The organism is Pseudomonas sp. RW10S2, assembly GCF_014268985.1.
Taxonomy (GTDB): domain Bacteria; phylum Pseudomonadota; class Gammaproteobacteria; order Pseudomonadales; family Pseudomonadaceae; genus Aquipseudomonas; species Aquipseudomonas wayambapalatensis.
Map to the genome: position 1 here is coordinate 24,935 of NZ_JABWRO010000023.1, position 26,143 is coordinate 51,077.

Annotated in this window: 26 protein-coding genes; 12 read left to right on the forward strand and 14 right to left on the reverse strand. The window is 64.9% G+C overall.

Features of this window, described 5'->3' with window-relative positions; translation table 11 throughout:
- Window positions 1-28: 28 nt before the first annotated feature.
- The 3 genes from HU729_RS07590 to rluD all read right to left on the reverse strand — a co-directional run bounded on the left by HU729_RS07590 (window position 29) and on the right by rluD (window position 4,638).
- Entirely contained in the window at window positions 29-2,746 is a 2,718-nt protein-coding gene (locus HU729_RS07590) for a LuxR C-terminal-related transcriptional regulator (protein ID WP_186709431.1), read from the reverse strand.
- Window positions 2,747-2,938: 192 nt separating this feature from the next.
- Window positions 2,939-3,679: a peptidoglycan editing factor PgeF gene (gene pgeF, locus HU729_RS07595; protein WP_186709434.1), complete on the reverse strand. Its 741-nt coding sequence runs from the start codon at window positions 3,677-3,679 to the stop codon at window positions 2,939-2,941.
- A complete protein-coding gene (gene rluD / locus HU729_RS07600; protein WP_186667601.1) occupies window positions 3,676-4,638 on the reverse strand; it encodes a 23S rRNA pseudouridine(1911/1915/1917) synthase RluD in 963 nt (320 codons plus the stop codon). Before rluD ends, pgeF begins: the two co-directional genes overlap by 4 nt.
- 147 nt (window positions 4,639-4,785) lie before the next feature.
- On the opposite strand from rluD, the gene HU729_RS07605 reads away from it, so the two are divergent.
- The 10 genes from HU729_RS07605 to HU729_RS07650 all read left to right on the forward strand — a co-directional run bounded on the left by HU729_RS07605 (window position 4,786) and on the right by HU729_RS07650 (window position 14,554).
- Window positions 4,786-5,805, forward strand: coding sequence for an outer membrane protein assembly factor BamD (locus HU729_RS07605; RefSeq protein ID WP_186667600.1), 1,020 nt, complete (start codon window positions 4,786-4,788; stop codon window positions 5,803-5,805).
- Window positions 5,806-5,901: 96 nt separating this feature from the next.
- A complete protein-coding gene (locus tag HU729_RS07610; RefSeq protein ID WP_063542822.1) occupies window positions 5,902-6,132 on the forward strand; it encodes a PP0621 family protein in 231 nt (76 codons plus the stop codon).
- A 182-nt stretch (window positions 6,133-6,314) separates the two neighbouring features.
- Complete coding sequence (locus tag HU729_RS07615; protein WP_186667599.1) at window positions 6,315-7,079, forward strand: FCD domain-containing protein; 765 nt, start codon at window positions 6,315-6,317, stop codon at window positions 7,077-7,079.
- A 91-nt stretch (window positions 7,080-7,170) separates the two neighbouring features.
- Complete coding sequence (locus tag HU729_RS07620) at window positions 7,171-8,373, forward strand: ABC transporter substrate-binding protein (protein WP_054895111.1); 1,203 nt, start codon at window positions 7,171-7,173, stop codon at window positions 8,371-8,373.
- Between the two features lie 65 nt (window positions 8,374-8,438).
- Window positions 8,439-9,299 carry a branched-chain amino acid ABC transporter permease gene (locus HU729_RS07625; protein ID WP_186667597.1) on the forward strand — a complete coding sequence of 287 codons (861 nt, stop codon included), beginning with the start codon at window positions 8,439-8,441 and terminating at the stop codon, window positions 9,297-9,299.
- Window positions 9,300-9,302: 3 nt separating this feature from the next.
- Window positions 9,303-10,307: a branched-chain amino acid ABC transporter permease gene (locus HU729_RS07630; protein WP_186667596.1), complete on the forward strand. Its 1,005-nt coding sequence runs from the start codon at window positions 9,303-9,305 to the stop codon at window positions 10,305-10,307.
- Window positions 10,307-11,059 (forward strand): ABC transporter ATP-binding protein, encoded by a 753-nt coding sequence (locus tag HU729_RS07635; RefSeq protein ID WP_186709436.1) that lies wholly within the window; start codon window positions 10,307-10,309, stop codon window positions 11,057-11,059. The genes HU729_RS07630 and HU729_RS07635 overlap by 1 nt, the downstream gene beginning before the upstream one ends.
- A complete protein-coding gene (locus HU729_RS07640) occupies window positions 11,059-11,754 on the forward strand; it encodes an ABC transporter ATP-binding protein (RefSeq protein WP_063542818.1) in 696 nt (231 codons plus the stop codon). The genes HU729_RS07635 and HU729_RS07640 overlap by 1 nt, the downstream gene beginning before the upstream one ends.
- 111 nt (window positions 11,755-11,865) lie before the next feature.
- The gene (locus HU729_RS07645) at window positions 11,866-13,143 is read left to right on the forward strand and encodes a Zn-dependent hydrolase (protein ID WP_238348327.1); all 1,278 of its coding nucleotides are present in this window, start codon (window positions 11,866-11,868) and stop codon (window positions 13,141-13,143) included.
- 1 nt (window position 13,144) lies between these two features.
- A complete protein-coding gene (locus HU729_RS07650; RefSeq protein ID WP_186709438.1) occupies window positions 13,145-14,554 on the forward strand; it encodes an amidase in 1,410 nt (469 codons plus the stop codon).
- A 52-nt stretch (window positions 14,555-14,606) separates the two neighbouring features.
- On the opposite strand, the gene thiO is transcribed toward HU729_RS07650, so the two are convergent.
- From thiO to HU729_RS26045, 5 genes are read right to left on the reverse strand one after another with little or no spacing between them, the layout of a single operon-like run.
- The gene (gene thiO, locus HU729_RS07655) at window positions 14,607-15,704 is read right to left on the reverse strand and encodes a glycine oxidase ThiO (protein ID WP_186709440.1); all 1,098 of its coding nucleotides are present in this window, start codon (window positions 15,702-15,704) and stop codon (window positions 14,607-14,609) included.
- A gap of 31 nt (window positions 15,705-15,735) precedes the next feature.
- Window positions 15,736-16,125: a type IV pilin protein gene (locus tag HU729_RS07660; RefSeq protein ID WP_186667592.1), complete on the reverse strand. Its 390-nt coding sequence runs from the start codon at window positions 16,123-16,125 to the stop codon at window positions 15,736-15,738.
- 1 nt (window position 16,126) lies between these two features.
- Entirely contained in the window at window positions 16,127-16,609 is a 483-nt protein-coding gene (locus HU729_RS07665; RefSeq protein ID WP_186667591.1) for a hypothetical protein, read from the reverse strand.
- Window positions 16,606-17,271: a prepilin-type N-terminal cleavage/methylation domain-containing protein gene (locus tag HU729_RS07670; protein ID WP_186709442.1), complete on the reverse strand. Its 666-nt coding sequence runs from the start codon at window positions 17,269-17,271 to the stop codon at window positions 16,606-16,608. The genes HU729_RS07665 and HU729_RS07670 overlap by 4 nt, the downstream gene beginning before the upstream one ends.
- The gene (locus tag HU729_RS26045) at window positions 17,268-17,609 is read right to left on the reverse strand and encodes a hypothetical protein (RefSeq protein WP_346655291.1); all 342 of its coding nucleotides are present in this window, start codon (window positions 17,607-17,609) and stop codon (window positions 17,268-17,270) included. Before HU729_RS26045 ends, HU729_RS07670 begins: the two co-directional genes overlap by 4 nt.
- A 131-nt stretch (window positions 17,610-17,740) precedes the next feature.
- Between HU729_RS26045 and HU729_RS07680 the strand changes: the two genes are divergently transcribed.
- Window positions 17,741-18,229 (forward strand): GspH/FimT family pseudopilin, encoded by a 489-nt coding sequence (locus HU729_RS07680; protein ID WP_186709444.1) that lies wholly within the window; start codon window positions 17,741-17,743, stop codon window positions 18,227-18,229.
- Here the strand turns inward: HU729_RS07680 and ispH are convergent, their stop codons facing one another.
- The 6 genes from ispH to murJ all read right to left on the reverse strand — a co-directional run bounded on the left by ispH (window position 18,230) and on the right by murJ (window position 25,565).
- The gene (gene ispH, locus HU729_RS07685) at window positions 18,230-19,177 is read right to left on the reverse strand and encodes a 4-hydroxy-3-methylbut-2-enyl diphosphate reductase (RefSeq protein ID WP_186709446.1); all 948 of its coding nucleotides are present in this window, start codon (window positions 19,175-19,177) and stop codon (window positions 18,230-18,232) included. It lies immediately after the preceding gene.
- Window positions 19,178-19,191: 14 nt separating this feature from the next.
- Window positions 19,192-19,629 carry a peptidylprolyl isomerase gene (locus HU729_RS07690; protein ID WP_065863423.1) on the reverse strand — a complete coding sequence of 146 codons (438 nt, stop codon included), beginning with the start codon at window positions 19,627-19,629 and terminating at the stop codon, window positions 19,192-19,194.
- A complete protein-coding gene (lspA, locus tag HU729_RS07695; RefSeq protein ID WP_186667587.1) occupies window positions 19,622-20,137 on the reverse strand; it encodes a signal peptidase II in 516 nt (171 codons plus the stop codon). The genes HU729_RS07690 and lspA overlap by 8 nt, the downstream gene beginning before the upstream one ends.
- Window positions 20,130-22,961, reverse strand: a complete 2,832-nt coding sequence (gene ileS / locus HU729_RS07700; RefSeq protein ID WP_186709454.1) for an isoleucine--tRNA ligase — start codon at window positions 22,959-22,961, stop codon at window positions 20,130-20,132. The genes lspA and ileS overlap by 8 nt, the downstream gene beginning before the upstream one ends.
- The gene (gene ribF, locus HU729_RS07705; RefSeq protein WP_186667585.1) at window positions 22,958-23,908 is read right to left on the reverse strand and encodes a bifunctional riboflavin kinase/FAD synthetase; all 951 of its coding nucleotides are present in this window, start codon (window positions 23,906-23,908) and stop codon (window positions 22,958-22,960) included. The genes ileS and ribF overlap by 4 nt, the downstream gene beginning before the upstream one ends.
- 118 nt (window positions 23,909-24,026) lie before the next feature.
- Window positions 24,027-25,565 carry a murein biosynthesis integral membrane protein MurJ gene (gene murJ, locus HU729_RS07710; protein WP_186709456.1) on the reverse strand — a complete coding sequence of 513 codons (1,539 nt, stop codon included), beginning with the start codon at window positions 25,563-25,565 and terminating at the stop codon, window positions 24,027-24,029.
- Between the two features lie 253 nt (window positions 25,566-25,818).
- Here murJ and rpsT point away from each other — a divergent pair, with 253 nt between their 5' ends.
- Window positions 25,819-26,097: a 30S ribosomal protein S20 gene (rpsT, locus tag HU729_RS07715; protein WP_029614579.1), complete on the forward strand. Its 279-nt coding sequence runs from the start codon at window positions 25,819-25,821 to the stop codon at window positions 26,095-26,097.
- The last annotated feature ends 46 nt before the right edge of the window (window positions 26,098-26,143 follow it).

Here is a 26,143-nt window from a genome sequence, read left to right on the forward strand (position 1 = left end):
AGCCATCATTTTAACTGCAAGGCGCTTTCTAGACCAGCAGGCCCAGCGACTTGGCCCGTGCCACTGCTTGCGTGCGGCGCTCCACGCCCAGCTTGCTGTTGATATGGCTGGCGTGGGTCTTGACGGTATGCAGGGAGATGAACAGGCGCTCGCTGATCTGCTGGTTGGAGCAGCCTTGCGCGATCAGCTCCAGCACCGCCAGCTCACGGCCGCTGAGCGCCTCGTTGCTGGCCACGCTGACAGGCGGAGTCTGCGGCAGGCGTGCCAGCAATTCGGCCTGGACCGGGCACACGGGGCTGGCGGCGAGCTGCTCGCGCAACCATATCGGACGCTCCTCCAGCAGCCGCTGGAAAGCGTGCAAAGCCCCGCCATGCGCAGCCTCGAGTGCTTTGGCCAGCAACTTGCCCGCTTCCTGTTCGCGTCCCTGCGCCAGCAACAGATCAACCAACTGGCACAGCGCGCTGACCGCCAGCATCATTCCACCACTGGCCTCCCCCTGTGCCACCAGTGCCCGCAGGCGCTGCTCGGCGGGCTCCGGTCGTGCCAGGGTGCGCTCCAGCAACGCTTGTTGCAGCTCGATATGCAGTGGCAGCAATGGATGAAATTCCGGTGCAGCGGCCGGTTGCTCTCCGCCGTAGGTCTGCCCCAGGCGCAGCAGCCAGGACTCGGCAAGGTCGGTGCGGCCCTGGGCCAGCCAGAGTTCGCACTTCACCAGCGTGATCATGGCCAGGTAGAAGATCGGCGGCACGTCCCAGATGTGCATCAGCCGCTCGGCCTCGGCGAGCTCCGCAAAAGCCTCGGCGAAGCGACCGTCGCGCCCCTCCAGCGAGGCGATCACGCAGTGGCCGATCAGTACGCTGATATCACGACACGCCCGCGCTTCGCTCAGCCCGGCGCGCAACCGCGCCCGCCCTTGGCCTGGTTGCAGGCGCGAGGCATACAGGTAGCCTTCGTAGAGAATCAAGCGGGCGCGCACGGCGTACAGGCGCTGCCCCGACAACCCCTGCAGACGCTGCAACCCCTGACGCACCTCGTCCAGGGCGCGCAACACCTCGCCGCGGGCGTGCAATACCCTGGCGCGATCGTAATGGGCCAGGGCCTCGAACAATGGATTGCCAACACGCTGGGCCAACTCCAGCGCCTCACGGTTCCAGCCCCGCGCCCGCCAGAAGTCACCGTCGGCAATGGCCAGGTTGGACAGCGTCGACAGGCACACCAGACGCTGGCCATAGCGCTTGCAGGGCAGGCTCTGCAGGGCTTCCTCGCAGTAGGCCAGGGTGCGCTCGCGATCGCCGCGGCCGCGCGCGATCACGCCGCTGAGCGCCAGCCACTGGGCGAGCATGGATTTCTGGGCGGTCGCCGAGGGCGCTGGGAGGAAACGGCTGAGATAGGCCGCCAGTTCTTCGGCAGCATCCAACTGGCAGGCCAGGCCCAGTGCCCAGCTGTACAGCACGATCAAGCGTGGCGTACTGATCAGCAGGCTGTCAGGCAGGTCCATCTTCCAGCGCAACAGCATGCCGACGTTCTGTTCGGCCAGCAGTTGCTCTTCGGAAAGGCTCTGCACCAGATCGGCGGCGACATCCAGAGAACCCGCACGCAAGGCTTGCTCCACTGCTTCGTCGAGCAGCCCCTGGCGCTCGAACCAGCGACAGGCACGCAGATGCAGCGCCGCCGAAGGCTCGCTGGCCTGGCGACTGCGCAGCAGGTCGGAGAACAGGTGGTGATACCGGAACCAGCGACCGTGCTCATCCAGCGGCACCAGGAACACCTGGTGAGCCTGCAGGTAACGCAGGATGGCCGCGCTGTCCTCGCGCTCGCGCAGGGCGTCGCACAGTTCGATGCAGAAGCGCTCCTGGCAGGCGGTGTCATAGAGGAAGGCCTGGACTTCTACCGGCAGGATCTCGATGACCTCTTCGAGCAGGTAATCGCGGATCAACCCTTCACCACCGTGCAGCGCCTGGGGCAAGGCATGGTCCTCGCCAGACTCGCTGGTCGCCAGTTGCCAGAAACGCAGCCCGGCGACCCAGCCGTCGCTGCGCTGGATCAGGTTGTCCAGCGCCTGACCACGCAGGCCGGTGGGCTGGCGGCCAATCACGGCGAGGGCTTCGTCGGAGGTCAGGCGCAAGTCTTGTTCGTTGAGTTCGGCCAACTGGCGCGACAGGCGTAGCCGCGCCAGATGCCAGTCGGGGCGCTGACGGCTGGTGACCAGCAATGCCAGACCCGGCGGCAAATGGTTGAGGAAGAACTGCAGGCAGCGATCGAGAACCGGCCCCTGGGCAAGATGGTAGTCATCCAGCACCAGCAGCAGCGGCGTATCGCTATTCAGGTAGAGCGCCAGCTCGTCGAGCAGGCTGTCGAGCCATTCTTCGAAGGCGAACGGCTGATGGCGCTGGCGCATCTTTAGCAAGCCCATAGCCTGACCACCCAACGCCGGGCAGAACTGCTGCAAGCCTTCGAGCAGACGCTCGAGGAAACGACCGGGGTCGGCATCGCGCTGGCTCAGGCCCAACCAGAGGCTGCGCCAGTGGCTGGGCAGTTGCTGGCAGAACTCGATGGCCAGCGAACTCTTGCCGAACCCCGCCGGTGCGTTGACCAGCAGCAACCGCCCATCCAGCCCGGCTTCAAGGCGCTGGCACAAGCGCGCGCGCAGCACATGCCCGTCCGGCAGCGGTGGCCGGAAGAAACGCCCGTCCAGCAGACCCAGGGCCTGGCTGGCGACTCCATGCGTACGGGACAAATCTGTCATGGCCGACTCGTTCTGGTTGGAAGATCACGGCGGTACGGATTGTTGCGAGACTAACGGCTATTGCGGCGCATTTGAAGAAAATCGAAACGCTTGAGAGGGAAAAGACTACGACAAAAAGCAACAACACTGATGGACATCAGTGAGATCTATTGCACGGCATAGCACAGACCGCCCCGGCAAGGGCGCAAAGGCTCAGCGAGGTTCGAGCCAGACCAGCGAGGCGAAACGCCCGCCCTGTGGGGTGCGTCGATAGGAGAAGAAACGCGGATCGCTGACCGTGCAGAAACCGCCGCCATACACGGCCGTCACGCCGCGCGCGGCCAGACGGATACGCGCCAGGGCATAGATGTCGGCGATCAGCTTGTCGGGGCGCTCGCCCGCGACGAAGGCACTGGCAGCCTCCGGATGCACGGCGGTGAAAGCATCGCGCACTTCCAGGCCCACCTCGAACGCTTGCGGGCCGATGGCAGGGCCCAGCCAAACCAGCACCTGTTCAGGTGCCAGCGCCAGACGATCAAGGGTGGCTTCCAGCACGCCACCGGCCAACCCGCGCCAGCCCGCATGGGCGGCCGCCACACGCGTGCCGGCACGATCGCAGAACAGCGCGGGCAGGCAATCGGCGGTCATCACGGTACAGGCGATACCAGGCTGGTCGGTCCAGCTGGCATCCGCTTCGGCCACCACGGCCGGATCGGCGTCTGCCACGACCAGGCCATGCACTTGCTTGAGCCAGGCCGGCTGGATAGCGAATTCATCGCCCAAGCGGCGGCGATTCTCGGCAACCGCCGCAGGGTCGTCGCCCACGTGGTCACCCAGGTTGAAGGTGTCGTAGGGCGGCAGGCTGACGCCACCCTCACGCGTGGTGACGCAAGCGCGAACCGAGGCCGGGGCCGGCCAGTCGGGGAAGATCAGCGATTGCGTCAGCTCGCTCATCCGATGAAGCTCTCGCGGTCCTGGTCGAGCAGCGACAGCAGCCACATGAAGTCGTCCGGCAAGGGCGATTTCCACTCCATGCGCTCACCGGTCGTCGGATGGTCCAGCGCCAGGAAGCGTGCGTGCAGCGCCTGACGCGGGAAATGCTTGACCGCCTCGACCATGGCCACGCTGGCCGCCGGCGGGATGCGGAAGCGACCGCCGTAGGTCTGGTCACCCACCAGCGGGAAACCGACATGGGCCATGTGCACACGAATCTGGTGGGTACGCCCGGTCTCCAGCTTGACCCGCACATGGGTGTGCGAGCGGAAGCGCTTGAGCACGCGATAGTGGCTGACCGCCGGCTTGCCGCCATCGGTGACCGCCATGCGCTGACGCATGCCGCCGTGGCGACCGATCGGTGCATCGATCTTGCCACCGGCCGTCACCACGCCAACCACGATGCATTCATAGATGCGGCTGACCGAGCGCTTCTGCAGTTGGTCGACGAGGTTGGTCTGCGCCTGCAGCGTCTTGGCGACCACCATCAGGCCGGTGGTGTCCTTGTCCAGGCGGTGGACGATGCCGGCGCGCGGCACGTTGATGATGTCCGGCACATGGTGCAGCAAGGCGTTGAGCAGGGTCCCGCTGGCATGCCCGACAGCCGGGTGGACCACCAGCCCGGCAGGCTTGTTGATCACCAGGATCTGGTCGTCTTCATAGACGATGTCCAGATCGATCTCCTCTGCCTCCCATTCACCCTGGGCCTCCTGTTCGGCCTCCAGGGCGAGAACGGAGCCGGTGTGGACGGTATCGCGCGGGCGCAGCACCGCACCATCGACGGTCAGGCGGCCTTCCTTGATCCACGAAGTCAGGCGCGAACGCGAGTACTCGTCGAACAATTGGGCGGCGACCTGGTCGAGGCGTTGGCCGCCCAGCTCGGACGGGACCTCTGCACTAAGTTGAATGATCTCGGACATGCTCGAATCGATGGGCTTACAGCCTTTGGTTTCAGCTGCGTGCTTGTGGTTAAATACGGCTTCTTTTGCCCCGGGGTTGGCCGGGGGCGCTCATCATAACAGGACGGCACCGCCCAAGACAGCGGCCGTCAAAGGACGCAAGCCGCCATGCAAGTGAAACACCTGCTGCTGATCGCCATCCTCGGGCTCACTGCTGCCTGTTCCTCGAACAAGGAAGTCATTGACGAGAACCTCAGCGAAGCCGAGTTGTACCAGCAGGCGCAGGCCGACCTGGACAACCACAGCTACACCAGTGCCGTGAACAAGCTCAAAGCCCTGGAATCGCGCTACCCGTTCGGCCGCTACGCCGACCAGGCCCAGCTCGAGCTGATCTACGCCAACTACAAGAACACCGAGCCGGAGGCCGCCAAGTCTGCTGCCGAACGCTTCATCCGCCTGCACCCGCAGCACCCGAACGTCGACTACGCCTATTATCTGAAAGGCCTGACCTCGTTCGACCAGGACCGCGGCCTGCTGGCGCGCTTCCTGCCGCTGGACATGACCAAGCGTGACCCGGGCGCGGCGCGCGACTCGTACAACGAGTTCGCCCAGCTCACCAGCCGCTTCCCCAACAGCCGCTACGCCCCGGACGCCAAGCAGCGCATGATCTACCTGCGCAACCTGCTGGCCTCCTACGAAATCCACGTCGCCGACTACTACCTGAGCCGCGAGGCTTACGTTGCCGCCGCCAACCGTGGCCGCTACGTGGTGGAGAACTTCCAGGAAACGCCATCGGTTGCCGACGGCCTGGCCGTGATGACCGAGGCCTACCAGAAAATGCACCTGGACGACCTGGCCGCCACCAGCCTGGAAACCCTCAAGCTCAACTACCCGAACCACCCGAGCCTGGTCGACGGTCAGTTCGTACCCAAGCAGAGCGAGTCCGACGGTCGCTCCTGGCTGTCCAAGGCTACCCTGGGCCTGATCGAGACCGACACCCCGCTGCCACCGGGTGAAACCCGCGCCAACCAGGACGTGGTCCGTCAGTTCAAGGACGCCCGCTCGGAAATGCCGGCCGACCTGCTGCCCAAGGACGAGAACGGCGATCCGATCCTGCCGGCTGGCCCCAAGGAAGCCGAAGAGGATCGTTCCTGGTTCAGCTACCTGACCTTCGGTCTGTTCGACTGACAGATCGCGCAACGACGGAAAGGGAGGCCCAGGCCTCCCTTTTTTCATGGCCGCGTCCTAGACTGTGGCCTCTTCCTTCACGACAAGCTGGACACCATGGTTCGTCTACTCTTCTGGATCGCCCTGATCGCCGCCGCGTTCTGGCTGTGGCGTAAATTCAAGATCAGCCAGCAATCACGCCCCGAGCCACGCCTCGAAGACCCCTTGACCATGGTGCGCTGCGCCCATTGCGGCGTACACCTGCCCAACGACCGGGCGCTCAAGCTCGGCAAGGACTGGTACTGCAGCCAGGCCCACCTCGAGCAGGGTCCTGGCCGACAAGGCTGATTGCCGACAACTGGCTCCCCCCAGTGCAGGAGGGGGCCAGTTTTCAGATTCCTGGGCAAGGCCCGCTTATCCCTCCCCGACCCTTTAGCTCCATTTGCGACCCCTCTCCCCCGCCACCATTGACCCTGCCCGACAAAACTCGCTAAATCCTATTTATCCGCATAAATATGAAAAATAGCGAAATGCTCAAGCCCAAACGCAAGCGCCAGAAGCTCTCGGACCTGATCGTCGAATCGGTCAAGCGCTCGATCGTCACCGAAGCCTTGCGCCCCGGTGATCGCCTGCCCACCGAACGCGAGCTGATGGAGCACTTCGAATGCTCCAAAGGGACCGCCCGCGAGGCGCTCAAGGCCCTGGAGGTCGAAGGGCTGGTCAACACCCGCACCGGCCCGACCGGCGGCGCCTATCTCGCTGAAGTGGGCACCGAGCCGGCCAGTCGTGCGCTGCGCAACTACCTGCACTTCCAGCATCTGGACGGCGAACAGGTCTACCAGTTGCGCAAGGTCATCGAGGTCGAGTTGGCAGTGGCCGTGATGGGGCAGCTCAGCGACGCCGACTATGCCGCACTGCAGGCCAACATCGACTTCTGCAGCACCCCGGAAGACAGCGAGCAGGGCCAGCGCGAACAGCGCCTGGCGGAAATCGAGTTCCACACCTTGCTGGCACGCCGCTGCCCCAATCCGCTGCTGCGCTTCATGGCGGTGTTCCTCAACGACCTGCTGCGCGACCTGGTGGTACTGAAGAAGGCCTACCTGCCCAAGCGCCAGCAGTTCGCCGCGGCCAACATCGACTACCACAAGCAACTGCTGGTCGCCCTGCGCGCCAGCGATGAAAAGGCCGTGCGCCGGCTGATGCACGAGCACATGTGCGACGCCGAACATCACATGACCGCGCTGGAGGGCGAGGTCGAACGCAACTTCCTGCTGGAGTTCGAGCACCACCACTGATCCAGCCTGCACAGAGGCCTGCCTACAGGCCCGGCCGTACCCGCTTTGCCATTGCCACTCCTGCCTAATAACCAGAATCAAGGAGTTATCCATGCAAAGACGTACCCTGCTCAAGGCAGGTCTTGCCCTGGGTGCCCTCGGCAGCCTCCCCCTGGGAGCGCAGCGGGCATTCGCCGAACAGCCGCTGGTCTTCTACGGGCTCAAGTCGATGTCCGGCGCCTTCGCCAGCTACGGCAAGTACGCCGACATGGGCTCGCGCCTGGCCATCGCCGAGCACCCGCAACTGCTGGGGCGGCCGCTGCAGTACAAGGTCATCGACACCGAAGGCAATGCCGGCAAGGCCGTGCGCAAGGTCCAGGAAGCCATCGGCCAGGACGGTGCGAGATTCTTCCAGGGTTGCACCCTGTCTTCCTCCGCCCTGGCCGTGTCCAAGGAAATCAACAAGGCCGGCGGCGTATTCATGACCCCGGTCGGCGCCGACGAGATCACCGGCAAGGATTGCAATCTCTCGACATTCCGCTGGTCGGTGCCGACCTACGGCGCGATTCGCGAAACCCTGGTGCCGATGATCCGCCAGCTGCCGCAAGCCAAGCGCTGGTACACCATCACCCCGCAATACGTGTTCGGCGATGCGCTGCTGGACAATGCGCGCAAGGTTTTTGCCGAGTTCGGTGTCGAGCACATCGGCAACAGCTACCACTCGCTGCAGGAACAGGAGTTCTCCGGGTACCTGACCAATGCCATCGCCGCCAAGCCCGACGTGCTGGTGCTGCTGAACTTCGGCAGCCAGTCGTCCAACGCCCTGCGCCAGGCGGTCAACTTCGGCATCAAGGAGCGGATGAAGGTGCTGCTGGTCTGGTCGGCAGGGCTCGACCAGTTCCAGGAGCTGGGCAGCGATGTGCTCGAAGGGGTCTACCTGGGCGCCCAGTACTGGCATCAGGTGGATACGCCGCTGAACAAGGCGCTGGTCGCCGCCACGCAGAAGGCCTATGGAATCAACCCCAACTATCCGCTGGCCGCCGACTACATCGGCACCAAGGTCATGCTCGACGCCATCGTCCAGGCTGGCACCTTCGACGGCGCCAGCGTCGCCAGGGCCTTGCAGGGCATGCGCTTCCAGGGCCCGACCGGCGAAGAGCTGATCCGCCCTGGCGACCACCAGGTGCTCAAGGACTACTACCTGCTGCGCGGCAAGCCCCAGGGTCAGTTGCGCGACGAGGACGACCTGGCTGAAGTCATCAGTTCGGGCCGCTCGTTCGTTGAGGTCGATCACACCGGTTGCGCCCTGGCCTGAGGCCGCGCCGCCAGTCAAACACACCTGTACAGGCAGCCGCGCCGCGCGCTGTCGAGGGCACGCTCATGCTCGAATTGTACCTGTTCCAACTGCTCAACGGCCTGGGCCTGGGGATGATCTACTTCCTCATCGCCGTAGGCCTGACGATCATTTTCGGCCTGCTGAACTTCGTCAACTTCGCCCACGGGGCGTTCTTCCTGCTCGGCGCCTACCTGTGCTACACCGCCGTGGCTCTGACCGGCAACTTCTGGCTGGCATTGCTGATTGCCCCGCTGGTCGTGGCAGCGCTGGCCTGGGCGGTGGAGCGCCTGCTGATCAAGCGCATCTACCACCTGCCGCACACCTTCCAGATCCTGGTCACCCTTGGCATCGCCCTGATCATCCAGGAAGCCTCGGTCCTGATCTGGGGGCCGGTGGGCAAGAACATCGCCGTACCGCCGGAGCTCCGTGGCGTGGTGATCCTGGGCGACTTCATCTACCCCTACTACCGCCTGTTCCTGATCGGCTTCGCCGCGCTGATCGGCCTGGCCTTGTGGCTGCTGCTCGAACGCACGCGCTTCGGTGCCCTGGTACGCGCCGGCAGTGAAAGCACCGAAACCGTGTCGCTGCTGGGCACCAACATCTTCCGCCTGTTCTCCCTGACCTTCGCCCTCGGTGTGGGCCTGGCCGGTGTCGCCGGGGTGCTGTTCGCGCCGTTGCGCGGTGCCCAGCCCTTCGTCGGCCCGGAGATCCTCGGCATCGCCTTCGTAGTGGTGGTGATCGGCGGCATGGGTTCGTTCGGCGGCGCGCTGGTCGGTGGACTGCTGGTCGGCGTGGTGCAAAGCATGATGACCAGCCTCTGGCCGCAAGGCGCCAGCCTGATGATCTACGGGGCGATGGCCGCGGTGATCCTGGTCCGTCCCTATGGCCTGTTCGGGAGAGCATGATTGATGAGCGAGAAGAATCCATTACCGGTCGGGCCGCGCACGCCGGTCCTGCTGTTGCTGGTGGTCGCCAGCCTGGTGCTGCTGCCGTTGGTGCTGCCTTCGGCCACGCTGGCCACCGAGATCCTGATCTTTGCCCTGGCGGCGCTCGCCTGCAACCTGCTGCTGGGCTACACCGGCCTGCTGTCGTTCGGCCAGGGCATTTTCTTCGGCGTGGGTGCCTATGGCGCGGCACTGCTGATGATCCATCTGAAATGGGGGCTGTTCGCCGCGCTGCTGGGCGCTGCGGTATTCGGTGCGTTGCTGGCGCTGCTGGTCGGCGCACTGGCCATCCGGCGCAAGGGCATCTACTTCGTCATGCTGACCCTGGCCTTCAGCCAGATGGCGTACTTCCTGGCCTACACCCTCAGCGGCTGGACCGGTGGCGACAACGGCCTGCTCGACGTGCCGCGGCCGAATATCGAGGTCTTCGGTCATGTACTGGTCGATCTGGCCGACCCTCGGCATTTCTATGCCTTCGTCGCCCTGCTGTTCCTGCTGATTTTCGCCTTCGCCCTGCGGGTGATCCGCTCGCCCTTCGGCAGCACCTTGCTGGCGATCCGCGAGAACGAGACCCGCGCGGCGGCGATCGGCTACGACACCCGCCACTTCAAGATCCTGGTGTTCATGCTGTCCGGTGCCATCACCGGTATCGCCGGGGCGCTGTACGCCATGCTGCTGCACTTTGCACCGCTGTCGAACATCGACCTGATGATGAGCGAGAACATCCTGATCATGACCATCATCGGCGGCACGGGCTCGCTGTTCGGCTCGCTGCTGGGGGCCGGCGCCATCGTGGTGCTGGGCGACGTGCTGTCGGAGCTGTGGCCGCGTTGGCTGATGCTGCTCGGGCTCATCCTGATCCTGGTGGTGGTGTTCATGCGTGGCGGCCTGTGGGGCGGCCTGGCCGAACTGGGCAAGCGCCTGCGTCCGGGGCGTACGTTGTCGACCAAGACCAAGGAGACCTTGTGATGAGCGAGTTCCTGCTGGAAACCCGCAACCTGGAGCTGGCCTACGGGCCGTTCCGCGCAGTCGGCGGTGTCGACCTGAAAGTCCGCCCTGGCACCATCCACACGGTCATCGGCCCCAACGGCGCCGGCAAGACCAGCCTGTTCCACTGCCTGACCGGCGAACGCCAGGCCACCGCCGGCAGCATCCTGTTCAATGGCCGCGACATCGTCCGCAAGCCCTCCCATGGCCGCGTGGCCCTGGGCATGGCGCGCTCGTTCCAGCTCACCAGCCTGTTCCAGAACCTCTCGGTACGCGAGAACCTGCGCCTGGCCGCCCAGGGCCGCGATGGCCTGGGCGCGCTGAACTTCTGGCGTAGCATCGAGCACAAGCGCAGCCACTGGGACACCGCCGACCAGGTGCTCGAGCGCCTGAAACTCACAGGCCGTGCCGACACCCTCGCCGGCGAACTCTCCCATGGCCAGCAGCGCGTACTGGAAGTCGGCATGTCGATCTGCGCCAGGCCAAGCCTGCTGATGCTCGACGAACCCACCTCCGGCATGGGCATCGACGACATTCCGCTGATGACCGAGCTGATCAGCGATCTGGGCCGCGACCACACCGTGCTGCTGATCGAGCACAACATGAGCATCGTCATGTCGATCAGCCAACGCATCACCGTCATGAGCCACGGCCAGATCCTGGTCGAGGGCACCCCGGAATTCGTGCGCAACGACGAACGCGTGCGCACCGCCTACCTTGGAGAGGCCGCCTGATGCTCAACGTCGACTCGATCCATTCCTACTACGACAAAAGCCACGTGCTCGAAGGCGTCTCCCTGCAGGTCGGTGCCGGCGAACTGGTGACCCTGCTGGGGCGTAACGGCGCCGGCAAGACCACCACCCTGCGCAGCATCCTCGGCATCGTGCGGCCACGCCAGGGCCAGATCAGCTTCGATGGCCAGCCTCTGGTCGGCCGCGAAATCTTCGATATCGCCCGCCGGGGCATCGCCCTGGTGCCGGAGCACCGCGGCATCTTTCGCCAGCTCAGTGTCGAGGAAAACCTGAAGATCGCCACGCGCAAGGAGAGCCGCTGGCAACTGCGTGACGTCTACGCGATGTTCCCGCGCCTGGAAGAGCGCCGCCGTAACGGCGGCTTCGCGCTGTCGGGTGGCGAGCAGCAGATGCTGGCGATCGCCCGGGCCCTGCTCAATGGCCCGCGGTTGCTGATCCTCGATGAGCCGACCGAGGGGCTGGCGCCGGTGATCGTCGACGAGTTGGTGAAGATCCTGCGGCGGATCAAGGACGAGGGCCTGTCGATCCTGCTGGTGGAGCAGAACCTGATGGTCTGCGATGCCTTGGCCGACCGTCACTACGTGCTCGAACAGGGTCGCGTGGCCTACCAGGGAACCGCCGCACAGTTTCGCGACGACCCGAGCATCAAGAACCGCTACCTGGCGCTGAGTGCCTGATTTCAGGCATTGCTCTGTATCGGCCTCTTCGCGGGCAAGCCCGCTCGCACTGGGATATCGCCACGCGCCGCCCGCGAAGAAGCCCCCTATTTGCTACAGGAGAGACGCCCCATGAACACCCGCATCGATCCCTCGCAACACCTGCTCGGCCAGGGCGCCCTGGTCAACCGCGAGCGCCTCTGGCAATCGCTGATGGACCTGGCCCGGCTCGGCGCCACGGCCAAGGGCGGCGTGTGCCGCCTGGCGCTGACCGATCTCGACCGACAGGCCCGCGACCTGTTCGTGCGCTGGTGCGAGGAGGCCGGCTGCACGGTCAGTGTCGACGCCATCGGCAACATCTTCGCCCGCCGCGCAGGACGCAACCCGGCACTGGCGCCGGTCATGACCGGCAGCCATATCGATACCCAACCCACCGGAGGCAAGTTCGACGGCTGCTACGGCGTCATGGCCGGGCTCGAAGTGGTGCGCACCCTCAATGACCTTGGCCTGCAGACCGAGGCCCCACTGGAAGTGGTGGTGTGGACCAACGAAGAAGGCTCGCGCTTTCCACCGTGCATGATGGGGTCGGGGGTGTTTGCCGGTAAGTTCGGCCTGCAGGAGACCCTCGACAAGGTCGACGAACAAGGCCTTTCGGTGGGCGCGGAGCTCCAGCGCATCGGTTACGCCGGCCCGCGGGTGCCCACCGGGCATCCGGTCGGCGCTTATTTCGAAGCGCATATCGAGCAAGGACCAGTGCTGGAAGACCAGCGCACCACCATCGGTGTGGTTCAGGGCTGCCTGGGCCAGAAATGGTTCGACCTGGTGTTCACTGGCGTCGAGGCGCATGCAGGCCCGACGCCGATGCACCTGCGCAAGGATGCGCTGGTTGGCGCTGCCGAGGTGGTGGCCGCAGTCAACCGCGTGGCCCACGCCCACCAGCCCCATGCCTGCGGCACCGTCGGCTGCCTGAACCTGCACCCTGGCTCGCGCAACGTGATTCCCGGCCAGGTGCAGATGACCCTCGACCTGCGCCACCTCGACCCCGCCCACCTGGATGCAATGGTCGCCGAGGTACGCGAGGTGATCGAGGCCAGTGCCGCCCGCCATGGCCTGAGTTTCGAGCTGACCCCCACCGCCGACTTCCCACCCTTGTACTTCGCCGAGCAGTGCGTCGATGCGGTACGCCAGGGTGCGCGCACGCTGGGCCTGAGCCACATGGACATCGTCAGTGGCGCTGGCCACGATGCGATCTTCCTCGCCGAGCTGGGCCCGGCCGGGATGATCTTCGTGCCGTGCGAAGGCGGCATCAGCCACAACGAAATCGAGAACGCCGCGCCGCAGGACCTGGCAGACGGCTGCGATGTGCTGCTGCGCGCCATGGTCCAGGCCGCCAACCCGGGAGCCCATTGAGATGACAGGCAAGACCGCCATCGGTGAATTCAGTGCCACCGAGCTGCTCGAACTGTACCGCCGCCGCCAGTTGTCGCCGCTCGAAGTGATCGACGACGTGCTGGCCCGCATCGACCTGCACAACCCTGCCGTCAACGCCTACTGCCATGTCGACGGTGAAGGCGCGCGCGCCGCGGCCCGCGCCAGCGAACGCCGCTGGCAGCGTGGCGAGCCGTGCGGGCGCCTGGACGGCCTGCCCGCGTCGATCAAGGACCTGACCTTGACCCGCGGCATGCCGACCCGCAAAGGCTCGCGCACCAGCTCAGGCGCCGGGCCGTGGGAAGTCGATGCGCCCTTCAGCGCCTTCATGCGCGAGGCTGGCGCAGTGCTGGTGGGCAAGACCACAACGCCGGAGTTCGGCTGGAAAGGGGTCACCGACAACCCGTTGTACGGCATCACCCGCAACCCCTGGGATACCCGTCTGACCGCGGGCGGGTCGTCTGGCGGTGCGGCAGCAGCAGCGGCGCTCAACCTCGGCGTGCTGCACCAGGGCAGCGATGCCGGTGGCTCGATTCGAATCCCCTGCGCCTTCACCGGCACCTTCGGCATCAAGCCGACCTTCGGCTACGTACCGCAGTGGCCAGCCAGCGCCATGACCGTGCTGTCGCACCTGGGGCCGATGACTCGTACGGTGGATGACGCCGTGCTGATGCTCGACTGCGTGGCCCGCCCCGACCCGCGCGACGGCCTGGCAGGAGCCCCGCGCCAGTCGCCCTGGCTGGACGACTCGACCGACCTGCGCGGCCTGCGCATCGCCTACAGCGCCGACTTCGGCTACATAAAGGTCGATCCGCAGATCCAGGCCCTGGTGACCCAAGCCGTGCAGCGCCTGGCGCGCCTGGGGGCAACGGTAGAGGAAGTCGATCCAGGCTTCAGCGACCCACTGCAGACCTTCAATACCCTGTGGTTCGCTGGCGCGGCACGCTTGGCCAGTGGACTGAGCGAGGCACAGCGGGACTTGCTCGACCCGGGCCTGCGCGGCATCGCCGAACAGGGGGCCGGCATCAGCCTGGCCGATTACACCCAGGCCCTGGAAGCACGCGCCGAGCTGATCGCGCAGATGAACGCCTTCCACAAGCGTCATGACGTGCTGCTGTCACCGATGCTGCCGCTGGTCGCGTTCGAAGCCGGGCACAACGTGCCGCCAGGGTCGGGCATGGCGCAGTGGATGGAGTGGACGCCGTTCAGCTACCCGTTCAACCTGACCCAGCAGCCTGCGGCGTCGGTCCCCTGCGGTTTCACGCACGAGGGGTTGCCGGTGGGGCTGCAGGTGGTGGGCGCGCGCTTTGCCGATGAACAGGTGCTCAGGGTGTGCAAGGTGTACGAGCAGCATTACCCCAGTCGGCACCTGCAGGCGCCGCACCGGCACTGAAGGCTGGCAGAGTCCGCAGCGGCCTTGCGCAACGCAAGGCCGCTGCATGTTTTCAGCCCAGACGCCCGGCCGGCGCGTAGGGCGCAGGATCGATGATCGGCTCGGCCCCGGTCAGCAGGTCGGTAAACAACTGGCACGAAGCAGGCGCCAGCACCAGACCGTTGCGGTAATGCCCGCAGTTGAGCCACAACCCCGCATGCCCAGGCACCGGCCCGATGTAGGGAATGCCTTCAGGCGAGCCCGGTCGCAGCCCGGCCCAATGCCCAACGACTGGCGCGTCCTTCAGTTGCGGCAACAGCTCGATCGCCGAAGCCCGCAGGCTTTGCAGCGCTGCCTCGGTCGGGGTCTTGTCGAAGCCCTCGTGCTCAAGCGTGCTGCCCACCAGGATATGCCCGTCACGCCGCGGAATCGCATAACGCCCCTTGGCCAGTACCATGCTTGGCAGGAAGTCGGCATCGCACTTGAACAGGATCATCTGCCCCTTTACCGGCTCCACCGGCAATTCCAGCCCCAGGGAGCGCAACAGGTCACCACTCCAGGCACCGGCACTGAGCACCACTTCGTCGGCGCTCAGCACGCCTTCATTCGTCAGCACACCGGTCACACGCCCGCCTTCCTGGGCGAAACCGCTGATCTGGCAGTGCTCGCGCAGACTGACGTTGGGCAGCGCCAGCAACGCGGCTTTCAGCGACTTCACCAGGCGCGGGTTGCGCACGTTGGCCACGCCAGCCATGTAGATGGCGCGCTGGAAGCCTGGGCCGAGGACTGGCACGGCGTCATAGGCCGCCGAGATATCCACGGCGCTCAAGGGACGTTGTTCGCGCGCAGCCCAGGCCAGGGCCTGGGCTTCATCGTCGAGGTCGAGCCAGTACAGACCGGTGGTGTGCACTTCAGGGTCGACACCCGTGCTGGCGAACAGGCGCTCGCCCAACTGTGGATAAAAATCCTGCGACCAATGCGCCAGGGCGGTCACCGCCGGGCTGTAGCGCCACGGATACAGCGGCGAGACGATACCACCGCCGGCCCAGGACGACTCACGGCCGACCTCGCCCTGGTCGCACACCACCACCCGGTCAACCTTTGCGGCCAGGTTGAACGCAGTCAGCAGACCGATCACCCCGCCACCGACAATCACTACGTGCTTGCTCATCTGTCGATCCAACACCTGAAGTAAAAACGCCTCACCAACAATCCGCCTCATCCAGCGCCCCGGGGTTTGCGCGCACACCGGCCTGGTCAAGCTGGTAGTCGCCACAACGATCACGCGCCATCAGCCCCTGGGCCTGACGCTCGGCCAGTAGCCGATACTGGCCGTGCTCGCGCCAGGCTCGCAGGCGGTAGAAACGGCTACCCTCGGGCAGCGGTGTCTGCCACTGCTCGCTGTCGGCATACTGGCCGGTACGGGCGTAGTGATATTCCAGACGCTGGGCGGCATCGTGCAGCAGGCCGACCACTTCGCCGCGCGCGGCACGCCGAAGCTGGTCGCTGTAGCTGGGATAGGCAACGCTCGCCAGAATGCCGGTCACGGCCACGACAAGCAACAGCTCCATAAGGCTTAGGCCACGTTGCATCTCAAGCCCCCCTGAATCGCTGGCGCCAGGCGATACGCCGGGGTGCCTGGGCCTGTCCGGGCTCGACCGCATAGATCGCCTCCAGTACCTGCCGTGCGCGGGCCTGACGGCTTACCGCAGTGATCCGGAACAGAACCACCCTTGCCCCTTCCGGCATGTGCGCAGCGCGGGTACTAACGCCCAGTTGCTGCACCAGGAAGAAACCGTGCTCGCTGGCCTGCCAAGGTGGGCGCCCATCAATCAGGTCATGGGGTGCGGGCGGTGGGGCGCACACCTGGCAGGGCGAGGGGGGCGCCAGGGCAAGCTGCAGCGCGCCCGCCAGCAGGCTCGCCTCGGCCTCTTCAAAGGCGCGCGCCGCCGCCAGCGCGCTGCCCGCCAACGCTATCTGCTGCAGCGTGTCACGCAGGGCCGAGATGGAGAACAGACCAAGCAGCAGGCTCAGCACCAGGGCCAGCAGCAAGACCATTCCGCGCTGGGCGCTCATGACGGTGGCAACCGGTTGCGCAGGGCAACGCTCAGCGCGTAGTCCCGCTCGATGTCCAGCACAGGGTCGACAAGGGTCAACTGCAGGTCCACACGCTCCCCGTCATTGCCCACGACACGGGTGGCGCGAAAAGCACGCACATTGTCGATGAGCACGGCATTCATGCCGCCGCCGCTGAGCATCAGGCTGTCGCCTTGAAAGCGGTAGGTCTGCCGCCGCAGCGGAAAAGCCAGCGTGGTGCCGCTGCCGGGCTGGCGTGCCGGATGTACTTGTGCCCAGGCGAGACAGTCGGTGAGCAGCGTCCAGTCCGGGTTTCCTCCGGCCCCTGGTACATCGGCGGTCACCAGGCTGAGCGTGGCCTCGCGGCCATTGCCGGCGTGGGATATCTGCAAGGGCTGGGCAAAGGCCTGTGCAGCAGATGGGTCGATGAACTCGAGGGTTTCGGCTGCCAGGCAACCAAACATGCCGGTCATGCGAATGTCCTGCGCCAGCCGGTGCAAGGCCAGCGACGCGTCATCCTGCATCCGCGACAACGCGCCTTGCATGCGCCAGGCCTGCTGGGCCGAGACCAGGGCCTGCCCCGCTGCGGCCAGCAGCATCAAGCCCAAGGCCAGTGCCAGCAAGGCCTCCAACAGGCCGAAGCCTTGCTGTCGGCTCATCATGGCAACACCCGGCCCTGCAGCGCGATGACCTGCGCCTCGCTGCCGCGTGGGTCGTGCCAGCGAATCTCCAGTTGCAACCACTCCCCGGTCACCACCGCCCGCCCCTCGCCGCTCTCGCCCAGCAGCGAACCGATCAGGGCGCGCCAACTGTGCAGCGCCTCGGGTTCAAGGGTGCCGCTCGCCCTCACCCGCTCGAACAACAAGTGCGCCAACTGCACGGCCTGCGCATCGCGCCGCGCCCCTTCGCCGACCTGCACTGCGCGTATCTGCGATGCCGCCGCGGCGAACAGCCCGAGCGACAGCACCAGCACTGCCAACACCACTTCCAGCAAGGTCATGCCCCGCTCCCTGTGCACCATGGTTTCGCCTCCTGCGAAATTTCCCGCCAAGCATGACCGGCCTGGCTGACTGGACCTCCTGGTCCGCAGCACCGAAGCTACAGCGAAGCACTTCCAGGGAGGAATGCACGATGCGGCAACAGGGAGTAACACTGATACAAATGATGAGCGTACTGGCCATGCTCGCGCTTCTGACACAGCTCGCGGCACCGGCCTACGCCAACTTAACCGAAGACCTTCGCCAGGCCGCAGCCGCCCGTGACCTGGCGCAGAGCCTGCGAAGTGCACGTAGCCACGCCCTGCTGCAGAACCGGAGCGTTGTGGTGCAACCACTGGAGGGGGATTGGGGGAAGGGTTGGCAAACAGTGCAAGAGGGAGACCAGCAACTGCTGCGCGAGCATCGGCTGGGCCGATCCGTGAGGATCGCTGCCAACCTGGAAAAGCTGAGATTCAGTGGCCTGGGCGTCCCCCTGCGCGACAATGGCGCATTTTCCGGCGGCACCTTGCAGGTCTGCCAACGCGCGCAGGGCAACAGTCAGCATCGGGTCGTTGTCGCACCTAGCGGGCGAGTCAGCCTGCGCAGCGGGGCGAGCGAAGCACCGCGCTGCGCAGACCCCTGATCAGATCAGCGAGCGAACCCGCAGCTCCTTTGGCATCGAGAAGGTGATGTTCTCTTCACGCCCGTCGAGCTCTTCAGCGCCCGTAGCGCCCCAGGCCTTGAGCTGCTCGATCACCCCACGCACCAGAACCTCGGGCGCAGAAGCGCCTGCGGTGATGCCGATGCGCTGTACGCCGTCGAACCAGGCACGCTGCAGGTCTTCGGCACCGTCGATCAGGTAGGCCGGGGTGCTCATGCGCTCGGCCAGCTCGCGCAGACGGTTGGAGTTGGAACTATTCGGGCTGCCGACCACCAGTACCACATCACACTCGTCGGCCAGTTGCTTGACCGCATCCTGGCGGTTCTGGGTCGCGTAGCAGATGTCGTCCTTGCGTGGGCCGCCGATATTCGGGAAGCGTGCGCGCAGGGCATCGATGACGCGACTGGTATCGTCCATCGACAGGGTGGTCTGGGTGACGAACGCCAGGTGGTCTGGGTCGCGGACCTGCAGGGTGGCGACATCCTTCTCGTCCTCGACGAGGTAGATGGCGCCGCCATTGCTGGCGTCATACTGGCCCATGGTGCCTTCGACTTCCGGGTGCCCCTCGTGGCCAATGAGGATGGTCTCACGGCCGTCGCGGCTGTACTTGGCAACCTCGATATGCACCTTGGTCACCAACGGGCAGGTGGCATCGAACACCTTCAGGCCACGCCCGGCGGCTTCCTGGCGTACCGCCTGGGACACACCATGGGCACTGAAGATGACGATCACATCGTCCGGGACCTGATCCAGTTCTTCGACGAAGATCGCGCCACGGTTGCGCAGGTCCTCGACGACGAACTTGTTGTGCACCACTTCGTGGCGCACGTAGATCGGCGGCCCGAAAACTTCCAGGGCACGGTTGACGATTTCGATCGCCCGGTCGACACCCGCGCAGAAGCCGCGCGGATTGGCGAGTTTGATTTGCATGCTCGGCTCCAGGCTCACAGCGCCTTCACATCGAGGATCTTGACCTCGAAGTTCAGGGTCTTGCCAGCCAGCGGATGGTTGAAGTCGATGGTCACCTGGTTGTCATCGAAGGCTTTCACCACACCCGGAAGCTCGGTGTTGGCGGCATCGTTGAAGATCACCAGCAGGCCCTCGGACAGCTCCATGCCGTCGAACTGCGAACGGGGCATCACCTGTACGTTCTGCGGGTTAGGCTGACCGAAGGCGTTCTCAGGGGCGATGGTCAGCTTGCGCTCGTCGCCGGCCTTGAAGCCGAACAGTGCAGTCTCGAAGCCCGGTAGCAGGTTGCCATCGCCGACCTTGAACACGGCTGGCGCCTTGTCGAAGGTGCTGTCGACGGTGTCGCCGTTTTCCAGGTGCAACGCGAAGTGCAGGGTGACTTCGGTGTTCTGGCCGATACGGGTCTCAGTCATGGACCGGCTCCTCGGTTTTCTTGCTCTTGAACATGTCCAGCGCCAGCATCACCGCACCGACGGAAATCGCGCTGTCAGCCAGGTTGAAGGCCGGGAAGTAGTGGGTGTTGCGCCAGTGGACGAGGATGAAATCAACCACATGCCCCAGCACGACGCGGTCCCACAGGTTGCCGATGGCACCGCCCAGCACCAGGGCCAGCGCGACCGCCAGCCAGGTCTCGTTGCGCCCCAGGCGCTTGAGCCAGACCACCAGCACGACACTGACCACCACGGCGATCAGGGCGAACAGCCAGCGCTGCCAGCCCGAGCTGTCGGCCAGGAAGCTGAAGGCCGCGCCGGTGTTGTAGGCCAGGGTCCAGCTGAAGTAGTCGGGGATGACCACGATCTGCTGGTACATGGTCAGGGCGTTGTCGAAGTACAGCTTGGTGGCCTGGTCGAGGACCAGGACCACCAGGCTCAGCCAGAGCCAGGCAAGGCGCCCGAAGCGCCCCGCTGCAGGATTAGGCATAGTGGCGCACCTCACCGTTGCCGCTGATGTTGTCGACGCAGCGAGCGCAGATCTCCGGGTGCTCCGGATGGCTGCCGACGTCGGCGCGGAAGTGCCAGCAACGGCCGCACTTGGCATGGCCGGACTTGACCACTTTCAGCTTGAGGCCTTCGACTTCGGTTGTCACCGCCTCGGCCGGCGCCTGGACGAACGGCACCACGCTGGCGGCAGAGGTGATCAGCACGAAGCGCAGCTCGTCGCCCAGCTTGGCCAGGTCGGCGCTCAGGCCTTCCTCGGCGAAGAGCGTGACTTCGGCCTGCAGGTTGCCACCGATGACCTTGGCCACGCGCTGGTTCTCCAGCTCCTTGTTGACCGCTGCCTTGACCGCCATGATGCGGTCCCAGTAGGCGCGATCCAGCTCGCTGTCCTGCGGCAGCTCGCTCAGGCCCTGGTACCAGGTGTTGAGCATGACCGACTCGTTGCGCTCGCCCGGCAGGTACTGCCAGATCTCGTCAGCGGTGAAGGCCAGGATCGGCGCGATCCAGCGCACCAGCGCCTCGCTGATGTGGTACAGCGCGGTCTGGCAGGAGCGGCGCGCGACGCTGTTGGCGCCGGTGGTGTACTGGCGGTCCTTGATGATGTCGAGGTAGAAGCCGCCCAGCTCCTGCACACAGAAGTTGTGCACCTTGGAGTAGACGTTCCAGAACCGGTACTCGGCGTAGTTCTCTTCCAGCTCGCGCTGCAGCAGCAGGGTGCGGTCGACCGCCCAGCGGTCCAGCGCCAGCATGTCTTCGGCCGGCAGCAGGTCACGCGCCGGGTCGAAGCCGGACAAGTTGGAGAGCAGGAAGCGCGCGGTGTTGCGGATACGCCGGTAGGCGTCGGCGCTGCGCTGCAGGATCTGCTCGGAAACGGCCATCTCGCCAGAGTAGTCGGTGGCCGAGACCCACAGGCGCAGGATGTCGGCGCCAAGGGTGTTGTTGACCTTTTCCGGCTCGATGGTGTTACCCAGCGACTTGGACATCTTGCGGCCGTTCTCGTCCACGGTGAAACCGTGGGTCAGCAGCTCGCGGTACGGCGCGTGGCCGTCGATGGCGCAACCGGTCAGCAAGGAGGAGTGGAACCAGCCGCGGTGCTGGTCGGAGCCCTCCAGATACAGGTCGGCGCGCGGACCGGTGGTGTGGCCGATGTCGTGCGAGCCACGCAGCACGTGCCAGTGGGTGGTGCCGGAGTCGAACCAGACGTCGAGGGTGTCGGCGATCTTGTCGTACTGGCCGGCCTCGTCACCCAGCAGCTCCTGGGCGTCGAGCTTGAACCAGGCCTCGATACCTTCTTTCTCGACGCGCTTGGCCACTTCTTCCATCAGTTCGACGGTGCGAGGGTGCAGTTCGCCGGTCTGCTTGTCGAGGAAGAACGGGATAGGGACGCCCCAGTTGCGCTGGCGCGAGATGCACCAGTCAGGACGGTTGGCGATCATCGCGTGCAGGCGCGCCTGGCCCCAGGACGGCACGAACTTGGTGTCCTCGATGGCCTTGAGCGCACGCTCGCGCAGGTTTTCACCGTTGTTGGGCTGCTTGTCCATGCCCACGAACCACTGTGCGGTGGCACGGTAGATCAGCGGGGTCTTGTGGCGCCAGCAGTGCATGTAGCTGTGGCTGATGGTTTCGGTGTGCAGCAGCGCACCGACTTCCTGCAGTTTCTCGACGATGGCCGGATTGGCCTTCCAGATGAACTGGCCACCGAAGAACTCCAGCGATGGCGCGTACACGCCGTTGCTCTGCACTGGCGTGAGGATGTCGTCGTTGACCATGCCGTAGCGCTTGCAGGTGACGAAGTCGTCCTCACCGTAGGCCGGTGCGGAGTGGACCACACCAGTACCGGCGCCCAGCTCGACGTACTCGGCCAGGTAGATGGGCGACAAGCGCTCGTAGAACGGGTGGCGGAAATTGATCAGCTCCAGCGCCTTGCCTGGCGCCGTGGCCACTACCGAGCCTTCCAGCGCATAACGCTTCAGGCACGACTCGACCAGCTCCTCGGCCAGCACCAGCAGGCGCTCGCCGGTATCGACCAGGGCGTAGTTGAAATCCGGGTGGATGTTCAGCGCCTGGTTGGCCGGGATGGTCCAGGGGGTGGTGGTCCAGATCACGATCGCGGCAGGCTTGGCCAGCGAAGCCAGGCCGAAGGCGGCGGCCAGTTTGTCCTGGTCGGCGATCGGGAAGGCCACATCGATGGTCTGGGATTTCTTGTCGGCATATTCGACCTCGGCCTCGGCCAGGGCCGAACCGCAATCGAAGCACCAGTTCACCGGCTTGAGGCCCTTGAACACGAAGCCCTGCTTGACCATCTCGGCCAGGGCGCGGATCTCGCCAGCTTCGTTGGCGAAGTCCATGGTCTTGTAGGGGTTGTCCCAGTCACCCAGCACACCCAGGCGGATGAATTCGCTCTTCTGCCCTTCGATCTGCTCGGCGGCATAGGTGCGGCACAGCTCGCGGGTCTGGTCGGGCGTCAGGTGCTTGCCATGGGTGACCTCGACCTTGTGCTCGATCGGCAGGCCATGGCAGTCCCAGCCCGGTACATAGGGCGCGTCGAAGCCCGACAGGGTCTTGGAGCGGACGATCATGTCCTTGAGAATCTTGTTCAGCGCGTGACCGATGTGGATTTTGCCGTTGGCATAGGGCGGGCCGTCGTGCAGGACGAACTTCGGACGATCCTTGCCAATCTCGCGCAACTTCCGGTACAGGCCAATGCTGTCCCAGCGCTGCAGGATCTGCGGTTCGCGCTGAGGCAGGCCGGCCTTCATGGGGAAGGCGGTGTCCGGAAGGTTAAGCGTGGCTTTGTAGTCGGTCATTTCAGGCTCTTGGTTAGCGGTTGAGCGTGCCAGTGGGCACGCGCGGCGGCGATGTCCGCGTCGATCGCCGACTTCAGCGCCTCCAGGGAGGCGAATCGCTGCTCCTCGCGCAGCTTGTGGTGGAACTCCACTGTCAGACGCCGGCCATAGAGGTCGCCGGTGTAGTCCAGGAGGTGGATTTCCAGGTGGGGACGCCCATCACCCTTGACGGTGGGACGAACCCCGATGTTGCCGACACCCGGCCAGGGCGTGCCGTCGATCTCGATGCTGGTCAGGTAGACCCCGGACAGCGGTACGCGACGGCGCTTGAGCTGGATGTTGGCGGTGGGCGTGCCGAGCTGACGGGCCAGTTTCTGGCCGTGCAACACGCGCCCGGTAATACGATACGGACGGCCCAGCAAGTGCTCGGCCAGCTCGAAGTCGGCTTCGGCCAAAGCCTTGCGCACTTCGGTGCTGCTGACGCGCAGGCCGTCCTGGATCACGGTGTTGGCCGCCTCGACGGTGAACCCGTACTGCTGGCCGGCCTCGACCAGGAAATCGAAGTCACCTGCGCGATCACAACCGAAGCGGAAGTCGTCACCGACCTCCAGGTGCCGCACGCCCAGGCCGTCCACCAGCACCGCCTTGACGAACTGATCGGCACTGAGCTTGCTCAGGCGCTGGTTGAAGGCCAGGCACAGCACCCGGTCGATGCCTTCGCCGGCCAGCAGCTCGACCTTGTCGCGCAGACGCGCCAACCGGGCCGGCGCGGTGTCCGGGGCGAAGTACTCACGTGGCTGCGGCTCGAAGATTACCACGCAGGTGGGCAGGCCCAGCTCCTGGCCGCGCTCACGCAAGCGCGCCAGGATGGCCTGGTGGCCCCGGTGAACCCCGTCGAAGTTGCCAATGGTGGCGACACAGCCCCGGTGCTCGGGGCGCAGGTTGTGAAGACCTCGAACCAGCTGCATAACGCGCTTCTTGCTCATAAAGTGGCCGATTATAACCACACCGGGGCGCTGGTGACAGGCAGCAGTGCCACTGTGGGCCATGGAATGCGAAAAACCGACGCCTGACCCTGTCCGCGCCCTAGTGAAGTGCCTTGCGAGCGAAATGCCGGGGCCGGAAACCACACAGGAAAAGGCAACCAAAGTAAGTCACCACGCCCGCGCCAATCAATGCGCCCAGACGCAGGAAGCGCTCGAGCATGCCGCCCTGCGCCCATGGCGGCACGAAGTGCATGCCCAACAGCAGCACAACGGACATCAGCCCAACTGCCAGTACCAGCTTGAGCAGGAACATCGCCCAGCCCGCCTGGGGCTGGAACAGGCCCTGGCTGCGCAGTTTCCAGAACAGCAGCCCGGCGTTGAGGCAGGCTCCCAGGCTGATGGCCAGGGCCAGACCGGCGTGCTGCAGCGGACCGATCAGGGCGAGGTTGAACAATTGCGTGCAGACCAGGGTGAAGATGGCGATCTTGACTGGCGTACGGATGTTCTGTTGCGCATAGAAGCCGGGCGCCAGAACCTTGACCAGGATGATCGCCAGCAGCCCCACCGAATAGGCGATCAGCGCTCGCTGGGTCATGGCCGCATCGGTGGCGGTGAACTTGCCGTACTGGAACAGCGCCACGGTCAGTGGTTCGGCAAGGATCGCCAGGGCCAGCGTGCAGGGCAGCACCAGCAGGAAGCACAGGCGCAGGCCCCAGTCGAGGATTCGCGAATACTCTTCGCGGTCCTTGTTGGCGTAGGTCTTGGCCAGCGTGGGCAGGAGGATGGTGCCCAGCGCCACGCCCAATACACCGGAGGGCAGCTCCATCAGGCGGTCGGCGTAGTACATCCAGGATACAGAGCCGGCCACCAGGAAGGACGCGAAGATGGTGTTGATGATCAGCGAAATCTGGCTCACCGACACCCCGAGGATCGCCGGCAGCATCTGCTTGAGCACGCGCCATACCCCGGTATCCCGCAGGTTCAGCCGTGGCAGCACGAGCATGCCGATCTTCTTCAAGGCTGGCAGCTGGTACAGCAACTGCGCCAGGCCGCCCGCCAGAACGCCCCAGGCCAGGGCCATGATCGGCGGATCGAAGTACGGGGTGAGGAACACGGCGAAGGCGATCATCGCCACGTTCAGCAGCGTTGGCGTGAAGGCAGGTACAGAGAAGCGGTTCCAGGTATTGAGGATCGCCCCGACGAGCGACGACAGGGATATCAGCAATATATAAGGAAATGTCACCCTCAACAGTGCGGTGGTGAGTTCGTATTTCTCGGCACTGTCGACAAAACCGGGGGCTGTGACCCACACCACCCAGGGCGCGGCGAGTATGCCCAGGGCAGTGACCAGAGCCAGGACCAACGTGAGCAGGCCACTGACATAGGCGATGAAAGTGCGCGTGGCCTCCTCGCCCTGCTGGGTCTTGTACTCGGCAAGGATGGGCACGAAAGCCTGGGAAAACGCGCCCTCGGCGAAGATACGCCGCAGCAGGTTGGGCAGTTTGAAGGCAATGAAGAAGGCGTCGGTGGCGATGCCGGCACCGAAGACCCGCGCCAGAATGGTGTCGCGCACGAAGCCCAGCACCCGCGAAATCATGGTGATAGAGCTGACTGCAGCCAGGGATTTGAGCAGGTTCATCGAAAAGTTTTACGCCTGGGACTTGAGAGCGCTGCCAGTTGGCGCCCGAGTGTGCGATAATCCCGCTTCTTTGCAGGGGTGCCAAAAACTCCCGAGTTTACAGGTCGTTGCGTAGAAAGGAATCTCTCCTTACGCGCGCGCATGCCACTCGGCAGATCCTTGCAACTGGCCTTGACATCCGTCCGACTCATCGGCATGATTCGCGGCCTTATTTGTTTGCTATTTACCCAAAAGTCTTTCGAGGAGCTCGACGGTGGCCAACACACCTTCCGCCAAGAAACGTGCAAAACAGGCTGAGAAGCGTCGCAGCCACAACGCCAGCCTGCGTTCCATGGTCCGTACCTACATCAAGAACGTAGTCAAGGCCATCGACGCTAAAGACGCCGAAAAAGCGCAAGCTGCCTACACTCTGGCTGTACCTGTAATCGACCGTATGGCCGATAAAGGTATCATCCACAAGAATAAAGCTGCTCGCCACAAAGGCCGTCTGAATGGCCACATCAAGGCACTGAAAGAAGCTGCAGCTGCCTAAGCGACGCGCTTTAACAAAAACCGACCTCAGGGTCGGTTTTTTGTTG

Excerpts from the sequence above, each read along its gene's own strand:
- HU729_RS07605 (WP_186667600.1), top strand. The coding sequence starts at position 4,786 with ATGCAAGTGAAACACCTGCTGCTGATCGCCATCCTCGGGCTCACTGCT.
- pgeF (WP_186709434.1), bottom strand. The coding sequence starts at position 3,679 with ATGAGCGAGCTGACGCAATCGCTGATCTTCCCCGACTGGCCGGCCCCG.
- murJ (WP_186709456.1), bottom strand. The coding sequence starts at position 25,565 with ATGAACCTGCTCAAATCCCTGGCTGCAGTCAGCTCTATCACCATGATT.
- HU729_RS07690 (WP_065863423.1), bottom strand. The coding sequence starts at position 19,629 with ATGACTGAGACCCGTATCGGCCAGAACACCGAAGTCACCCTGCACTTC.
- thiO (WP_186709440.1), bottom strand. The coding sequence starts at position 15,704 with ATGAGCAAGCACGTAGTGATTGTCGGTGGCGGGGTGATCGGTCTGCTG.
- HU729_RS26045 (WP_346655291.1), bottom strand. The coding sequence starts at position 17,609 with ATGACCTTGCTGGAAGTGGTGTTGGCAGTGCTGGTGCTGTCGCTCGGG.
- HU729_RS07670 (WP_186709442.1), bottom strand. The coding sequence starts at position 17,271 with ATGATGAGCCGACAGCAAGGCTTCGGCCTGTTGGAGGCCTTGCTGGCA.
- ispH (WP_186709446.1), bottom strand. The coding sequence starts at position 19,177 with ATGCAAATCAAACTCGCCAATCCGCGCGGCTTCTGCGCGGGTGTCGAC.
- HU729_RS07610 (WP_063542822.1), top strand. The coding sequence starts at position 5,902 with ATGGTTCGTCTACTCTTCTGGATCGCCCTGATCGCCGCCGCGTTCTGG.
- rluD (WP_186667601.1), bottom strand. The coding sequence starts at position 4,638 with ATGTCCGAGATCATTCAACTTAGTGCAGAGGTCCCGTCCGAGCTGGGC.
- HU729_RS07615 (WP_186667599.1), top strand. The coding sequence starts at position 6,315 with ATGCTCAAGCCCAAACGCAAGCGCCAGAAGCTCTCGGACCTGATCGTC.
- ribF (WP_186667585.1), bottom strand. The coding sequence starts at position 23,908 with ATGCAGCTGGTTCGAGGTCTTCACAACCTGCGCCCCGAGCACCGGGGC.
- HU729_RS07650 (WP_186709438.1), top strand. The coding sequence starts at position 13,145 with ATGACAGGCAAGACCGCCATCGGTGAATTCAGTGCCACCGAGCTGCTC.
- HU729_RS07660 (WP_186667592.1), bottom strand. The coding sequence starts at position 16,125 with ATGCAACGTGGCCTAAGCCTTATGGAGCTGTTGCTTGTCGTGGCCGTG.
- HU729_RS07640 (WP_063542818.1), top strand. The coding sequence starts at position 11,059 with ATGCTCAACGTCGACTCGATCCATTCCTACTACGACAAAAGCCACGTG.
- HU729_RS07630 (WP_186667596.1), top strand. The coding sequence starts at position 9,303 with ATGAGCGAGAAGAATCCATTACCGGTCGGGCCGCGCACGCCGGTCCTG.
- HU729_RS07645 (WP_238348327.1), top strand. The coding sequence starts at position 11,866 with ATGAACACCCGCATCGATCCCTCGCAACACCTGCTCGGCCAGGGCGCC.
- lspA (WP_186667587.1), bottom strand. The coding sequence starts at position 20,137 with ATGCCTAATCCTGCAGCGGGGCGCTTCGGGCGCCTTGCCTGGCTCTGG.
- ileS (WP_186709454.1), bottom strand. The coding sequence starts at position 22,961 with ATGACCGACTACAAAGCCACGCTTAACCTTCCGGACACCGCCTTCCCC.
- HU729_RS07665 (WP_186667591.1), bottom strand. The coding sequence starts at position 16,609 with ATGAGCGCCCAGCGCGGAATGGTCTTGCTGCTGGCCCTGGTGCTGAGC.
- HU729_RS07625 (WP_186667597.1), top strand. The coding sequence starts at position 8,439 with ATGCTCGAATTGTACCTGTTCCAACTGCTCAACGGCCTGGGCCTGGGG.
- HU729_RS07635 (WP_186709436.1), top strand. The coding sequence starts at position 10,307 with ATGAGCGAGTTCCTGCTGGAAACCCGCAACCTGGAGCTGGCCTACGGG.
- HU729_RS07620 (WP_054895111.1), top strand. The coding sequence starts at position 7,171 with ATGCAAAGACGTACCCTGCTCAAGGCAGGTCTTGCCCTGGGTGCCCTC.
- HU729_RS07680 (WP_186709444.1), top strand. The coding sequence starts at position 17,741 with ATGCGGCAACAGGGAGTAACACTGATACAAATGATGAGCGTACTGGCC.
- HU729_RS07590 (WP_186709431.1), bottom strand. The coding sequence starts at position 2,746 with ATGACAGATTTGTCCCGTACGCATGGAGTCGCCAGCCAGGCCCTGGGT.